At 39.5% G+C, this 15,027-nt stretch carries 13 protein-coding genes; 12 read left to right on the top strand and 1 reads right to left on the bottom strand.

Going from position 1 to position 15,027, the window contains the following annotated elements; genetic code table 11:
• The first annotated feature begins 235 nt into the window (after nt 1-235).
• The 9 genes from ilvB (at nt 236) to BMZ04_RS02300 (ending at nt 10,890) form a co-directional block, all read left to right on the top strand.
• A complete protein-coding gene (gene ilvB, locus BMZ04_RS02340; protein ID WP_369802613.1) occupies nt 236-1,990 on the top strand; it encodes an acetolactate synthase large subunit in 1,755 nt (584 codons plus the stop codon).
• Nucleotides 1,987-2,499, top strand: a complete 513-nt coding sequence (gene ilvN / locus BMZ04_RS02335; RefSeq protein ID WP_093264739.1) for an acetolactate synthase small subunit — start codon at nt 1,987-1,989, stop codon at nt 2,497-2,499. Before ilvB ends, ilvN begins: the two co-directional genes overlap by 4 nt.
• 277 nt (nt 2,500-2,776) lie before the next feature.
• The gene (gene ilvC, locus BMZ04_RS02330) at nt 2,777-3,811 is read left to right on the top strand and encodes a ketol-acid reductoisomerase (RefSeq protein ID WP_093264734.1); all 1,035 of its coding nucleotides are present in this window, start codon (nt 2,777-2,779) and stop codon (nt 3,809-3,811) included.
• Entirely contained in the window at nt 3,798-5,342 is a 1,545-nt protein-coding gene (locus BMZ04_RS02325) for a 2-isopropylmalate synthase (RefSeq protein ID WP_093264731.1), read from the top strand. Before ilvC ends, BMZ04_RS02325 begins: the two co-directional genes overlap by 14 nt.
• 130 nt (nt 5,343-5,472) lie before the next feature.
• Entirely contained in the window at nt 5,473-6,573 is a 1,101-nt protein-coding gene (leuB, locus tag BMZ04_RS02320) for a 3-isopropylmalate dehydrogenase (protein ID WP_093264727.1), read from the top strand.
• Between the two features lie 20 nt (nt 6,574-6,593).
• The gene (gene leuC, locus BMZ04_RS02315) at nt 6,594-8,018 is read left to right on the top strand and encodes a 3-isopropylmalate dehydratase large subunit (RefSeq protein ID WP_093264723.1); all 1,425 of its coding nucleotides are present in this window, start codon (nt 6,594-6,596) and stop codon (nt 8,016-8,018) included.
• Between the two features lie 34 nt (nt 8,019-8,052).
• Nucleotides 8,053-8,631, top strand: coding sequence for a 3-isopropylmalate dehydratase small subunit (gene leuD / locus BMZ04_RS02310; RefSeq protein ID WP_093264718.1), 579 nt, complete (start codon nt 8,053-8,055; stop codon nt 8,629-8,631).
• Nucleotides 8,619-9,632 (top strand): threonine/serine dehydratase, encoded by a 1,014-nt coding sequence (locus tag BMZ04_RS02305; RefSeq protein WP_255367781.1) that lies wholly within the window; start codon nt 8,619-8,621, stop codon nt 9,630-9,632. Before leuD ends, BMZ04_RS02305 begins: the two co-directional genes overlap by 13 nt.
• 412 nt (nt 9,633-10,044) lie before the next feature.
• Entirely contained in the window at nt 10,045-10,890 is an 846-nt protein-coding gene (locus BMZ04_RS02300) for a VOC family protein (RefSeq protein WP_093264709.1), read from the top strand.
• 221 nt (nt 10,891-11,111) lie between these two features.
• Here BMZ04_RS02300 and BMZ04_RS02295 read toward each other — a convergent pair whose 3' ends face one another.
• Nucleotides 11,112-11,903, bottom strand: a complete 792-nt coding sequence (locus tag BMZ04_RS02295) for an SDR family oxidoreductase (protein WP_093264704.1) — start codon at nt 11,901-11,903, stop codon at nt 11,112-11,114.
• A 145-nt stretch (nt 11,904-12,048) separates the two neighbouring features.
• Between BMZ04_RS02295 and BMZ04_RS02290 the strand changes: the two genes are divergently transcribed.
• The 3 genes from BMZ04_RS02290 (at nt 12,049) to BMZ04_RS02280 (ending at nt 15,002) form a co-directional block, all read left to right on the top strand.
• Nucleotides 12,049-13,746, top strand: coding sequence for a methyl-accepting chemotaxis protein (locus BMZ04_RS02290; RefSeq protein WP_093264699.1), 1,698 nt, complete (start codon nt 12,049-12,051; stop codon nt 13,744-13,746).
• A gap of 159 nt (nt 13,747-13,905) precedes the next feature.
• Nucleotides 13,906-14,400: a C40 family peptidase gene (locus BMZ04_RS02285; protein ID WP_093264695.1), complete on the top strand. Its 495-nt coding sequence runs from the start codon at nt 13,906-13,908 to the stop codon at nt 14,398-14,400.
• 221 nt (nt 14,401-14,621) lie between these two features.
• Nucleotides 14,622-15,002, top strand: a complete 381-nt coding sequence (locus tag BMZ04_RS02280; RefSeq protein ID WP_093264690.1) for a PilZ domain-containing protein — start codon at nt 14,622-14,624, stop codon at nt 15,000-15,002.
• Nucleotides 15,003-15,027: the final 25 nt, after the last annotated feature.

The following is a 15,027-nucleotide window of genomic DNA, read 5'->3' as shown; positions in this document are numbered from 1 at the left end:
GGGAAACCTTTTAGATACTTCCGGGTGTAGTAATACTTAGCTACTCTCGTTAAAAATGGACGGTCGGCTTTTTTGTCGGTTGTCTGCGAGGTAGCGGTTGCGCTGCGAACTAGGGTGGTACCATGAAAAGAATTTCATCCCTATACAAAAGAACGATAGTTTTTTTGTGTGGGGTGAAATTCTTTTCTTTTTATATAACTTGTTATTCTGGACGATTTGAAAAAAGGAGGAAATTATGATGAAGATGACTGTTGAAGAAACAGAACAATTGCATGAAGAGCCCGAAACCTCGGCAGCTCCGCAACAATTGGATGGTGCAGATGTTTTAATCCAAACATTAAAAAAGCACCAAGTTGAAGTAGTTTTTGGTTATCCAGGGGGAGCCGTTTTACCGATTTATGATGCGCTACATAAAAACCCAATTAGACATATTTTAGCGCGTCATGAGCAAGGAGCAATCCATGCTGCAGAAGGATATGCACGAGTTTCTGGGAAAGTTGGGGTAGTCATTGCAACAAGTGGACCTGGTGCAACAAACGTTGTCACAGGAATTGCAGATGCAATGATGGATTCAATTCCACTCGTAGTTTTCACAGGCCAAGTTGCAACGACAGTTATTGGAACAGATGCTTTCCAAGAAGCGGACATCATCGGTATTACTCAACCAATTACCAAACATAATTACCAAGTAAAAGATGTAGCTGATTTACCAAGAATTATTAACGAAGCTTTTCATATTGCTTCCACAGGTCGTCCAGGACCAGTCGTCGTAGATATTCCAAAAAACATGGCAACAGGGATTTTTATTCCAACTGATGAGACATCATATGAAGTAAATCTTCCAGGATATCAACCGACGACAACACCGAACTTTTTACAAATTCAAAAAGCGGCACTAGCTATTTCAACGGCAAAACAACCGCTTATCTTAGCTGGAGCAGGGATATTATTTTCTAAAGCATCTGATCAACTTGTGCAGCTTGCAGAGAAATATCAAATTCCTGTAACGAATACTTTACTCGGTTTAGGAACGATTGAAGGGAATCATCCACTGTTTATCGGAATGGCAGGAATGCACGGTACGTATACAGCGAATATGGCGATTCAAACTTGTGACCTACTCATCAATGTTGGAGCAAGATTTGATGACCGTTTAACAGGTAACTTAGCTCACTTTGCACCAAATGCAAAAGTGATTCATATCGATATAGATCCTGCGGAAATCGGAAAAAATGTTCCAACTGAAATTCCGATTGTAGCAGATGCAAAAGAAGCATTACAGGCACTTCTAGATCAAAATGCTCCGAATGGCAACACGGCAGCATGGTTAGAAAGCTTACAAATCAATCAACGGGAATATCCTTTATTTTATGAAGCAAGTGAAGAAAAAGGTCTGCTTCCGCAACAAGTAGTAGAACTTATTCACGAATATACAAATGGAGATGCAGTTGTCACGACAGATGTAGGGCAACACCAAATGTGGGCAGCACAATACTATAAATTCAACCATCCACATAACTGGGTAACATCTGGCGGACTTGGTACTATGGGCTTCGGCTTCCCGGCAGCAATTGGCGCGCAACTTGCAAAACCGGAAGCGAAAGTAGTTTCCATCGTCGGAGATGCAGGATTCCAAATGACATTACAGGAATTATCACTTTTACAGGAAATGCGCATTCCAGTGAAAATAGTTATTTTGAACAATCAAGCACTTGGGATGGTTCGCCAGTGGCAAGAAACGTTCCATGGTGAGCGTTACTCGCATTCGTTAATCCCTGTTCAACCAGATTTTGTGAAACTGGCAGCAGCTTACGATTTGAAGGGATATAAAATCGAAACATTTGAAGATGCAAAAGTCCAATTAAAAGAAGCATTAGCATCCGATGAACCGGTATTAATCGATTGCAGAGTAGTTCAAAAAGAAAAAGTATACCCAATGGTTGTACCAGGTACGGCACTACACGAAATGATTGGAGTGAAGCCAGAATGAAACGCATCATTACTGTATCCGTTGTGAACCAAAGCGGCGTTTTAAACCGCGTAACTGGCCTTCTCATGAAACGTCAGTTCAATATCGAAAGCATCACAGTAGGTCATACGGAACAACCGCAAATTTCCAAAATGACGTTTGTAGTAAATGTAGAAGATGAACAAAAACTGGAGCAGTTATTGAAACAGCTCCAAAAACAAGTAGATGTTCTCAAAGTCAACGATATTACCGAAAAATCGATTGTCGTTCGGGAGCTCGCACTTGTGAAAGTGGTCGCACCACCAACAGTAAGAGCAGAGATTAATAGTATTGTCGAACCATTCCGAGCAGCAACAATCGACACTGGTAAAAATGTCGTGACATTTCAAGTAACAGGTAATCCAGAAAAAATTGATGCATTTATCGATTTGCTCAAACCATATGGTATTAAAGATTTAACAAGAACAGGCGTTACGGCATTTGTTCGCGAGACCCAAAAGGTCCACACACCACAGTTATCGATTTTATAAGTTTTGTAGCTGTTGATTTTGCAACTTAATCTACTTACTTGATTGTAGTGGAAGGCGGCGACTCCAGCGGGATGAGTGAGACAGATGAGTCATCACAACGGAAGCGAAGCTACGGTGATGGCTCATCGCTCACCCCGCGGAAAGCGTCCGCCTGTAACGGAAATCAACTATATAGCTTAACAGAGTCACTTTATAAGCTAGTCATTCATTTAGTATCACAGTTTATACTTTTATATAATTTTAAACTAAAAAACCCAATCCTGAGGAGGAAATTACAATGGCTAAAATGTACTATAACGGAGATATCAACGAAGGATCTTTAAAGGAAAAAACAATCGCAATCATCGGGTACGGATCACAAGGTCACGCTCATGCTCAAAACTTGAAAGATTCAGGATTTAACGTAGTAGTAGGTATTCGTGCAGGGAAATCATTCGACCAAGCAAAAGAAGATGGATTAGAAGTATATTCAGTTAAAGAAGCGGCTGAAAAAGCAGACGTTATCATGATCTTACTACCAGATGAAAGACAAAAAGCAGTATACGAAGCAGAAATTCAACAAGCATTAACTGCAGGTAAATCATTAGTATTTGCTCACGGATTCAACGTACATTTCGACCAAATCGTACCTCCAGCAGACGTGGATGTATTCCTAGTTGCACCAAAAGGACCAGGTCACTTAGTACGTAGAACATTCGAAGCGGGAGCAGGAGTACCAGGATTATTCGCTGTACATCAAGATGCAACTGGTCAAGCAAAAGACCTAGCTTTAGCTTATGCAAAAGGAATTGGAGCAGCTCGTGCTGGAGTTCTTGAAACAACATTCAAAGAAGAAACAGAAACAGATCTATTCGGAGAGCAAGCAGTACTTTGTGGTAGTACAACTGCAATCGTAAAAGCTGGTTTTGAAACACTTGTAGAAGCAGGATACCAACCAGAACTTGCATACTTTGAAACATTACATGAACTAAAACTAATCGTTGACCTAATGTACGAAGGTGGAATGGCGACAATGCGTTCTTCAATCTCGGATACAGCTGAGTGGGGAGACTTCGTATCTGGACCACGTATCATCGACGCTTCTGTAAAAGATCGTATGAAAGAAGTATTAACAGATATCCAAAGCGGTAAATTTGCGAAAGAATGGATCGAAGAAAACGAAACTGACCGTCCAAAATATAACGCAATCAAAAAAGCGGAATCTGAACATCAAATCGAAGTTGTTGGTGCAAAACTTCGTGAAATGATGCCATTCATTAATGAAGGTAAAAAACAAGTGAAGAAAGAAGTGGTGACGAGTGCGCAAGATTGACATTTTTGATACAACGCTTCGTGATGGGGAACAATCCGCAGGGATAAATCTTAACACGCAAGAAAAGTTAGAAATTGCTCGTCAACTTGAAAAGTACGGAGTTTCCATTATTGAAGCAGGTTTTCCTGCTTCATCCCCTGGGGACTTTGAAGCAGTTAAACTAATTGCAGATACGGTGAAAAACTCGGTTGTTACGGGTTTAGCTCGTACCAATAAAGGTGATATTGAAACTGCTTGGGAAGCATTAAAAGGTGGAGTACAGCCTCATCTTCATACATTTATCGCAACATCCCCAATTCATATGCAAACCAAGTTAAATAAAACACCGGAACAAGTGATTGAACTAGCTGTTGAATCAGTGAAACTAGCAAGAAAGTATTTTCCACTCGTACAATGGTCCGCAGAAGATGCAACTCGCTCGGATAAAGACTTTCTTGTTCGCATTATTAACGAAGTGATTAAAGCAGGGGCTACAACAATTAACGTTCCAGATACTGTGGGGTATGCAACACCTGCCGAATACGGGGCTTTATTTAAATACTTAACTGAAAATGTGAATGGCATTGAACGAGTGAAGCTTTCCGCTCATTGTCACGATGATTTAGGTTTAGCAACAGCAAATACACTTGCGGCAATTGAAAATGGTGCAACACAAGTAGAAGGTACGATCAACGGTATTGGTGAACGAGCTGGTAACGTAGCGCTAGAAGAAATTGCAGTTGCACTACATATTCGCAAAGACTACTACCAAACGGAATCTGGCATCGTTTTAAAAGAAACAAAACGCACAAGTCAGCTTGTAAGTAAACTAACTGGCGTTGCTATTCAACCAAATAAAGCAGTAGTAGGGAAAAATGCTTTTGCACATGAATCTGGTATTCACCAAGATGGTATGCTGAAAAACCCTGAAACGTATGAAATTATTACACCAGAATTAATCGGTGATGTATCTACCGAGCTTGTACTTGGAAAACACTCTGGTCGCCATGCATTTTCTAGCCGTGCAGTGGAAATGGGCTTCCATTTAAGTGATGAAAAACTAAAAGCAGCATTTACAGCATTCAAGAAATTAGCGGATTCTAAGAAAGAAATCACAGAGGAAGATTTATTTGTTTTATTAACAGATCAACAAGTAAAAACGTCTGAAGTGGAAGTATATGAACTAGAAAGCGTGCAAGTGCAGTACGGAACGTCTAATATTCCTACAGCAACTGTTCAAGCGAAAACACCTTCTGGTCAAGTGGAAGTTGTATCGTCTACAGGCGCTGGTTCAGTTGAAGCGATTTTCAATACGCTAGAAAAGCTTGTGAAGGGGAAAGTTCATATTATCGATTATCGTGTGTCTTCCGTTTCTAAAGGACGAGATGCACTTGGAGAAGCCGTCATTAACTTAACTTATAACGACGTCGTTTCCGTTGGGCGCAATGCTTCACAAGACGTATTAGAAGCTTCTGCAAAAGCGTATTTAAATGCGATCAATAGACAATTAATAAAAGCACATTATCAGGAAAGAGTGCCAGTAGTTCAATAATATAAGAAAAGTGGAAGGTGCCACTCAAGCCGCGACAGAGTTGACGAGCTTCGCACAGGAGCAGTAATTTCACATTTGACCTTGAGCGGCTGGCGCCTGAAGTCCAGACAAATAAACGGGAGTGAATGAGATGGAAAAGACGATTACAGTATTACCAGGAGATGGTATCGGTCCAGAAGTAACTGGAGCAGCTGTCAAAGTGCTTCAAGCTATTGAAAAACGATATAACCATACGTTTAACTTGCAATACGCTTTAATTGGTGGGGCGGCAATTGATGCTTGCGAAAATCCACTTCCTGAAGAAACGATTAACTTATGTAGCGAAAGTGATGCCATTCTCTTAGGTGCTGTTGGTGGGCCGAAATGGGATCAAAATCCATCTCATTTACGCCCGGAAAAAGGATTACTAGCAATTCGCAAACATTTTGGACTGTATGCAAATATTCGTCCAGTAAAAGCGATTCCTGCATTACTAGAAGCGTCACCACTTAAAAAGGAGATTGCAGAATCGGTTGATTTAGTTATCGTTCGTGAATTAACGGGTGGTTTATACTTCGCAGAACCACGTAAGAAAACAAAAGATTACGCATTGGACTCACTTGTTTATACACGTGAAGAAATCGAGCGAATCGTTGATACTGCTTTCCAACTTGCTAGAAGCCGCAGAGGTAAACTTGCTTCTGTCGATAAAGCGAATGTACTGGATTCTAGTAAACTATGGCGAGAAATTGTAGAAGAGAAAAAACAAGGATATCCAGATGTAGAAGTGGAGCATATGCTTGTTGACTCGACTGCGATGAAATTAATCACGAAGCCGGATGCATTTGACGTTATTGTCACTGAAAATATGTTTGGTGATATTTTAAGTGATGAAGCTTCTGTTATTACAGGCTCTCTAGGGATGCTACCATCTGCAAGTACAAGAGAAGATGGTTTTGGTTTATATGAACCAGTCCACGGATCCGCTCCTGATATTGCAGGGCAAAACAAAGCAAACCCAGCCGCAACTATTCTTTCTGTAGCAATGATGCTGCGCGAAGCATTCCAAATGGAAACAGAAGCTGCAGCAGTAGAAGAAGCGGTATTTAATGTACTAAATGACGGTAACTTCACAGGTGATTTACAAATGGAAGGCAAACGAGTTCTTTCCACAACGGAATGGACAGCAAAAGTATTAGAAGAATTAGACTCAGAATTTGTATCCGATAGCATTATGTTTACGTATGTCTAACCAAAAGGAGAGGAACTAAAATGGCAAAAACGATAATTGAGAAAATTTGGGATGAACATGTAGTATATGAGGAAGAAGGTAAACCAGACCTTCTCTATATCGATTTACACTTACTCCATGAAGTGACATCTCCGCAAGCTTTTGAAGGGTTACGACTAAACAATCGCAAAGTTCGTCGTCCGGATCTTTGCTATGCAACGATGGATCATAACGTACCAACTCGTAATACTCGTAATAGAGAACAGATTAAAGATGAAATTGCTCGCAAGCAGATAAATACATTGCAAGAAAACTGTGAAGAATTCGGGATTCCACTTGCCGATATGAACCATCCAGATCAAGGTATCGTGCATATTATCGGTCCAGAGCTTGGATTAACACAACCAGGAAAAACGATTGTTTGTGGGGATAGCCACACATCTACACATGGTGCGTTCGGTGCGATTGCTTTCGGTATCGGTACGAGTGAAGTTGAGCATGTACTTTCAACTCAAACACTATGGCAAGCAAAACCAAAAACAATGGAAATCAAAGTAACAGGAGAACTAGGTTTCGGAGTAGCAGCAAAAGATATTATTCTAGCGATTATTTCGAAGTTTGGTATCGATATGGGTACTGGATATATCGTGGAGTACACTGGCGAAGCAATTCGCAATCTATCGATGGAAGAACGTATGACAGTTTGTAATATGTCCATCGAAGCTGGAGCTCGTGCGGGTTTAATCAGCCCAGATGCGACGACAGTTGAATTCTTAAGAGGTCGCGAACATGTTCCAACTGGTGAAGCTTTTGAAAAAGAAGCAGCTCGCTGGTTGACACTCGCTTCAGACGAAGGAGCAGTTTACGATAAAACAGTTGAAATTTCTGCTGACGAAATCGAACCTTTCGTAACTTGGGGAACAAATCCTTCTATGGGTTCAGGTGTTTCCAACCATATTCCATTCACGAAAGATTTTGCAGAAGCAAGCGATCAACAAGCGCATGAAAAAGCACTTACTTATATGGGTCTTGAACAAGGAATGCCATTAACGGATATTGCAATTACCAATGTATTTATCGGTTCATGCACAAACGCTCGTCTAAGCGATTTGCGCACAGCAGCAAGCGTAATTGAAGGACGTAAAGTACATCCAACAGTGAAAGCAATCGTTGTTCCAGGATCACAAACCGTGAAAAAACAAGCAGAACAAGAAGGTATCGACAAAATCTTCCTTGATGCAGGATTTGAATGGCGCGAATCAGGCTGCAGTATGTGCCTAGCGATGAACGACGATATTGTACCAGCTGGCGAACATTGTGCTTCTACGTCCAACCGTAACTTCGAAGGTCGTCAAGGTGCAGGATCTAGAACACATCTGATGAGCCCAGCAATGGCAGCCGCAGCAGCAATCGAAGGTCATATTGTAGATATTCGCAAATTTCAACTTGATTCAGTAGGGGTTTAAACCCCTACTATTAAACGCATAAGGAGGAAAACCAATGGAGCCAATTAATGAAGTAAAAAGTGTCATTACCCCTTTAAATCAAAAAAACGTCGATACAGACCAAATTATATCAAAGGAATTTCTAAAAAGAATTGAGCGCACTGGTTTCGGCAAGTACTTATTCTACCATTGGCGCTTTGATGCAGAAGGAAATCCTAGCGAGTTTGTATTAAACGACGAGCGTTATAAAGATTCTACTATATTAGTAGCGCATGATAATTTCGGATGCGGATCTTCACGTGAGCATGCTCCGTGGGCAATTCTTGATTATGGTTTCCGCGTAGTCATCGCACCAAGCTTCGCAGATATTTTTTATAATAACTGCATGAAAAATGGCATTCTTCCTATTAAGTTGTCTGTCGATGAAGTGGAATCGATATTAAGTAAAGAAGCATATAATGTTGCGGTGAATCTCGAAACACAAACGGTAACAGGAGCGGATGGTGTTGTCTATTCATTCGACATCGATCCATACCAAAAGAAAATGCTTCTAAATGGATGGGATGAAATTTCATTGACCTTCCAATATGAAGATCATATTAAAGCTTTTGAAAACAAAAAATTAGCAAATTAGGAGATGGTTTTGTTGGGAATTCATACGACACTGTAGGTTTATTTGAAGCATCTGTAAAAGTATCGGGGTTCGTTCATCGTACACCGTGTAAAATGTCAACTACTTTTAATGAATGCACAGGAAAAAAAGTTTTCTTGAAATTAGAGAACTTGCAAAAAACGGGTTCATTTAAAATAAGAGGTGCAATGAATAAAGTATCTCAGCTGACGGAAGCAGAATGCGAGAATGGATTAATCGCCGCTTCCGCAGGAAATCACGCCCAAGGAGTTGCTTATGCTGGAAAAGCACGCAATGTGCCAGTCACGATTTTCATGCCAATCGGAACACCGGAAACGAAAGTAAATGCGACAAAAGGATATGGTGCTACAGTAAAGCTAGTCGGACAAAATTTCGATGAAGCCTATGTTGCAGCAAGAGAAGAACAGCTTCGAACAGGGGCAACGTTCATCCATCCATTCGACGATTTAGCCATTATCGAAGGCCAAGCGACAGTAGCTATGGAAATGCTGCAACAGCGTCCAGAAATAGATACGATTGTTGTGCCGGCTGGTGGAGGAGGACTTCTTGCAGGTACATTACTTGCAGTGAAATCAACTCGTCCTGATATACGAGTCATAGGCGTTCAACCAGCCAATTCCTCAGCTATTGTAACCGCGTTTAAAGGCATAAATAGTGGATTAGTCCCGTTCCAAGGCAAAACGATTGCAGAAGGGATCAACGTGAGAGTACCAGGAAAGCTGACGACTAAAATTATTCAATCCCTCGTAGATGACATGATCACTGTATCCGAAGCAGAAATTGCATCCGCAATCCTCTTCATGCTCGAACGCGAAAAAGTACTTATTGAAGGTGCAGGAGCCGCAGCAGTAGCGGCAGTGTTGAACCAACACTTACCATCCGCAGCACGAAATGTAGGAATCATCGTAAGCGGAGGTAACTTTGACATCAGCAAACTAGCAGAATGTCAGCATTTGTCATTCCAAGTTCCATTAGCAAAATAAACTACGACAAGAACCACTAGTTGATTGAGACTAGTGGTTTTTGTGTGGGTGCGGTCATTACGATTACTAGCAATGTTGCGCAAACGGAAGTAAATGTTGCGCATATGAAATAGTACATTGCGCGAACGAGTACGGATGTTGCGAGTAAGGGACCAAATATTGCGCCAATCAGCAAAGTAGCAGAAAAGAGAGAAAATGTTTAATAGTAAAGGAAATGATCTTGCGATTCAGCATAACCATCTTGCGATTTGAACGTAGTACCTTGCGATTCAGCACCCTATCTTGCGATTTGCAGAAACTGAGTGTGTTTTTCCTGATTTTCAGTCCATAATAGAGGCATACTAACTTGACTTTATTAAGTAACTAAAATATAATTACTTACGAAAAGTAACTTAAAAGGGGAGAATAATAAATGAAATATCAAAATAAACCTTACACATTCGTAGAACTAGTAGAATTAAAAGTAATGAATTTAGAAGAATCACTTACGTTTTATCAAGAAGTAGTTGGATTCAAAGTACTTGAAAAGCAAGATAACAAAGCACTTCTAACAGCAGACGGAAAAACAGCTCTACTTTCCATCGAACAACGACCAGACTTTGAACCAAAACAACAAAAAACAACAGGGCTATACCATTTCGCATTATTGCTTCCTACTCGCGCCGATCTTGGTGCCGTATTAAAACACTTTGTCGAAACCAACATTCGCGTTGGAGCAGGAGATCACTTAGTAAGTGAAGCTCTTTACTTAAATGATCCAGACGGTAATGGCATTGAAATTTACAGCGACCGTCCTGATACAGAGTGGAAATGGAACGGTGAATATGTTGCAATGGACACACTTCAGATTGATGCACAAAGTATTTTAGCAGAAGGTGCAAACACAAAATGGACCGGACTACCAGAAGGAACGGTAATGGGACATATCCACCTGCATGTTGCTGATATAGCAGCAGCGGAAAAATTTTATAATGCACTAGGATTTGAAGTTGTGACTCCGTATCCAGGTGCGTTATTTATGGCAACAGGTAAATACCATCACCATATCGGAATGAACACATGGGCTGGAGAAGGCGCACCAGCTGCAGCAGAAAACGTTGTAGGACTAGAAGCTTACACATTAGTTTATCCAAGCAATGAAGTATTAAATACCGCAATTGAAAACTTGAAATCAGTTGATGCACCTGTTACAGAAGAAAACGGTATGTACATCACGAAAGACCCATCGCAAAATAAAATCAAACTAATCGTCAAATAAATAGCAAAAAAAGAGTTGTCTTCCAATCGGGAGACAACTTTTTTAATTGAACGATTTCCAGTAAATGGCTTAGAACGACTAAACGATAGACGAACGGGACAAAACGAACCTCGAACACGACAAACTCCCCCGTGAACACGACAAACCCACCTCCCAACACGACAAACCATCTAGTCCCATCAAAAAAGACTCAAAAGCCTAAGCTTTTGAGTCTTCTCCCTCTATAGTGCTTTCAATGTTCCACCATCTACAACCAAATTTTGGCCAGTCATATACGAATTTGCTTCCGAACATAAGAATACGACAATTTTTGCAAATTCCTCCGGTTCCCCGTATCTTCCAACTGGAATCACTTTTTTATATCCTTCTCTAATTTCGTCAATCGACAAATTTTGCTTTTGGGCAGCAATTTGGTCGAGTTCTGTCACGCGATCTGTTTGAATTCGACCTGGTCCGACTGTATTTATCAATATATTGCTATCTCCATACTCCCGTGCAATGCTTTTAGAAAGACCGACCATCCCTAAACGGAATGTATTCGACAAAATAAGACCGTCTAATACTTCTTTTGTTGAAGAAGAAGAAATGTTGACGATTCGCCCGAAACTTTGTTCTTTCATGTATGGGAGTGCTAAACGAATCGAACGGATATAGCTTAATAGATTTTTCTCAAATGCGTTTTGCCAATCTTCATCAGTTACTTGACCAAACCCGCCAGGAGTAGGGCCGCCTGCATTATTGACAAGAATATCGACTCCGCCTAATTTAGCGATTGCTGTTTCGAAAAGTCGGTCTATGTCGTTTTCTTTTGTCACATCACATACCGAATAATAGACATGCTCATTGTTGCTTACTGCTTTAATTTCCTCGGCAGTATGCTTGATCTCTTCTTCATTTCTACTAGAGATAAGCACTTTAGCGCCTTCTTTTGCAAATTGGAGGGCAGTTGCTTTACCGAGTCCTTTACTTGATGCTGTTACAATAACGCGCTTATGTTGTAAACCTAAATCCATGTTCAACACCCTTTCTATTATCTATTATTCTATCGTACATTGAATGTTCGAAATAGTCATTGTAAAATTCATGTTAAGTTTATAAAAACGTCGTCTTTTCTACGCAGAAATATGCTATATTTCCTAATGGGAGGTCTCATTACCTATGAAAAAATGGTCTAGCATTCCGTTGCGAACGAAGTATTTAATTGCAATTTTTAGTTCTTTCTTCTTATTCGGCATTATGACGGTCTTATTAATTATTCAAGTAATTCACAACCAAAAACTGTCCGATAAATTAGAGATATCATCAGAAAATGTCGAGAACGCAGATATTATGCGGGCAGAGGTAGCTAGTTTATACATAGCAATTTCCCTTTTTGCGGGCGATCCATTAGAGGAATTCGACAAGGATTATGAAACGAAGAAAACAAATTTGGCACAGCTATTACCGACTGTGAGTTCGCGGATGGCGCATATAGATTGGGATACTTTCACACAGACATTAAACGGCATCCAAACAACTTATGAAAACAATTTAAAAAGTTCGGTTGTCAATAAAGAAAATGTCGCAAAACGCCGCCAGCTTCAATCGATCAATGAAAAGTACAATGTATTAATAGAAATGCTCGATGCTACAAGAGAGCAAGAGTCGAATAATCGACAATTAATAATAGATGAAATGAATGCCAGCCAGCAAAATACGATTGTCATAGTCGTTGCTTCTTTCTTAATAGCTGGTTTATTCTCGATTATGTTATTGTTACTGACGAATAGCCAAATAAGAAAGCAATTAACGAATGTTGCATCATCGGCAAAAGAAATTTCAAAAGGAAATCTACTTGTAAAACCAATACATATTACGACAAAAGACGAGATTGGCGAAGTATCCATTGCGATGAATGAAATGAAAAATAATCTAACTGAAATGGTTCAAATGATTAAATTGACAGCAGAAAAGTTAAGTATAGATAGTACAACATTAAAAGCATACTCTGCCGAAACAGTGGCAAGCTCCAATACTGTACAAATGGCTATAAATGAAGCAAGTGTAAGTATGATGGAGCAAAAGCAAGCGTCGATTGGAATTCGAGCATTTCTTGAGGAGTTTTCACGAACATTTGAGAGTGTTTCAGAAAAAGCAGTAGCTTTAAATAATCACGCTTCATTTGCGGTGGAAGTCGCAGATGCAAGTGCAGATGCCATGAAAAAAGCAGCAGCTGAAGCGGCACATCTAAGGTCGCTATTTAAGGCAGCAGATAAAGAGAGAAAATTACTACAAGAACGTACAGAAGAAATAGCAAGAATGACATCTATCGTTCAATCAATTTCCAAGCAAACAAATCTACTTGCGTTAAATGCAGGTATCGAAGCCGCAAGATCTGGCGTGCACGGAAAAGGATTTGCAGTCGTTGCAGAGGAAGTTAAAAAGCTGGCGGATGAAGTGTCGGTTACTGCGAATACGATTAACAATATCTCTACATCTATTTCACATCAAGGACATGAAATGGAAATTGTTTTTGCAGAAGGGCTTTCTACATCCAAAAATAATGCGACATCCTTCCAATTATTACATGAAAAATTTGATACAATTGTTTCGTTCATTCGAGAGTCCAAAAATCAGAATGATCATATGGCAGATTCTATTATGACAATTGAGCAAGAAAAGGATATGTCTGAAAAACTAATTTTTGAGTTAACAGAATCTATCGAAGCAAATACAACTGAAATGGAACAAACGGTGCAGTTACTAGTAGCAAATGTACAAACGATTGAATCATTATCAGCATTAATCAGTGATATTAGCGAACAAGCAACAATTCTAGAAGAATCTACCGCACGTTTCGTTATATCAGAAGCCTAAAAAGTCAATTTCCCTGACTTTTTGGGCTTTTTTCTTTCAAACATAATCTGCTATTTTGTAATGTAATTGTTACACAAATGTAAAATTATAAGGTTCTAAAGCATGTTAAGATGAATTTAGATAAATTATCTGAAAACTTTAGTCGCCCGGAGGAACACTATGAATATCAAATCTATGTCGCAAAAAGTCATTGCAATATTCGTCTTATCTATACTTTTAGTTACAGCACCATTCGCAGGACATACTGAAGCATCAAGTTCAGTAGACTCAAAAGAATTAGTAGCAACAGCTAAAAACTTAATAGGGATTAAATATCGCAGCGGTGGAAATACAAAAGAAGGATTTGATTGTTCAGGATTTGTAGGATATGTATACGAAGGGCTAGGAATCAGTCTACCTCGCAGTTCATCAGGTATGCATGCATCAGGTTCAAAAGTGGACAAGGCTGATTTAATATCTGGAGATTTGGTTTTCTTTAATACATCGGGTAAAGGTGTATCACATGTTGGTATATACATAGGCGACGATAAGTTTATCCATTCATCGACTTCAAAAGGCGTGAAAATTGATAAATTGAACGATTCACATTATTGGGGAAAACGCTATGTTGGAGCTAAACGAGTGACGGATGTAACAGTAGCCATAAACAAATAAACATATACTCAAGCGCTCTATCGTATAATTTACGATAGAGCGTTTTTTATTCTGAATACAGTGTTATTTTCTACTCTCGATTTTTGAAATCAGTTGAAAATGTGCGCCTGAAATGGAAATAATACAGTATTGTTTAACTGAGTCATACAAAAATAATTGAAAAAAGTGATGCTGTTCGTCATAATGGAGAAAAAACGACTCATAGTAAGGGGGAGAAAAAAATGCAATATAAAAGGAATGAATCCTTCCGCTATACCTTTACAGAGCCATGCAAAGCAACTTTTCGATTAATAAAAGATGCAAATGGACTTACTGAAAAAGAAATTTCCAAAAAGGGTATTTGCGAAATTATCGACATAAGTCCACATGGTTTAAAAATTTTTACTGAGTATTCCATTGCGATCGACAAACAAATCCATGTAGAACTCAATTTTACGTTAGACGAATCACCGATTGATTTGGTAGGCGAGTTTGTCTGGTCTCGCCGGAAAATAAATGGATCTGAGTATGGTATTAACTTACCCGGGGACACTTATACAGAGCAATTAATTATTAGGGAATTAAAAAATCTGGGGAGAAAATCGATGAACATGAGAAAGTAAAGATTATTACATGATTCGACAAAAA

It is taken from the genome of Psychrobacillus sp. OK032, from assembly GCF_900111345.1.
GTDB lineage: Bacteria > Bacillota > Bacilli > Bacillales_A > Planococcaceae > Psychrobacillus.
This window is presented reverse-complemented; position numbering and strand designations above follow the sequence as displayed.

Excerpts from the sequence above, each read along its gene's own strand:
- ilvB (WP_369802613.1), top strand. The coding sequence starts at position 236 with ATGATGAAGATGACTGTTGAAGAAACAGAACAATTGCATGAAGAGCCC.
- ilvN (WP_093264739.1), top strand. The coding sequence starts at position 1,987 with ATGAAACGCATCATTACTGTATCCGTTGTGAACCAAAGCGGCGTTTTA.
- ilvC (WP_093264734.1), top strand. The coding sequence starts at position 2,777 with ATGGCTAAAATGTACTATAACGGAGATATCAACGAAGGATCTTTAAAG.
- leuB (WP_093264727.1), top strand. The coding sequence starts at position 5,473 with ATGGAAAAGACGATTACAGTATTACCAGGAGATGGTATCGGTCCAGAA.
- leuC (WP_093264723.1), top strand. The coding sequence starts at position 6,594 with ATGGCAAAAACGATAATTGAGAAAATTTGGGATGAACATGTAGTATAT.
- leuD (WP_093264718.1), top strand. The coding sequence starts at position 8,053 with ATGGAGCCAATTAATGAAGTAAAAAGTGTCATTACCCCTTTAAATCAA.
- BMZ04_RS02300 (WP_093264709.1), top strand. The coding sequence starts at position 10,045 with ATGAAATATCAAAATAAACCTTACACATTCGTAGAACTAGTAGAATTA.
- BMZ04_RS02295 (WP_093264704.1), bottom strand. The coding sequence starts at position 11,903 with ATGGATTTAGGTTTACAACATAAGCGCGTTATTGTAACAGCATCAAGT.
- BMZ04_RS02290 (WP_093264699.1), top strand. The coding sequence starts at position 12,049 with ATGAAAAAATGGTCTAGCATTCCGTTGCGAACGAAGTATTTAATTGCA.
- BMZ04_RS02285 (WP_093264695.1), top strand. The coding sequence starts at position 13,906 with ATGAATATCAAATCTATGTCGCAAAAAGTCATTGCAATATTCGTCTTA.
- BMZ04_RS02280 (WP_093264690.1), top strand. The coding sequence starts at position 14,622 with ATGCAATATAAAAGGAATGAATCCTTCCGCTATACCTTTACAGAGCCA.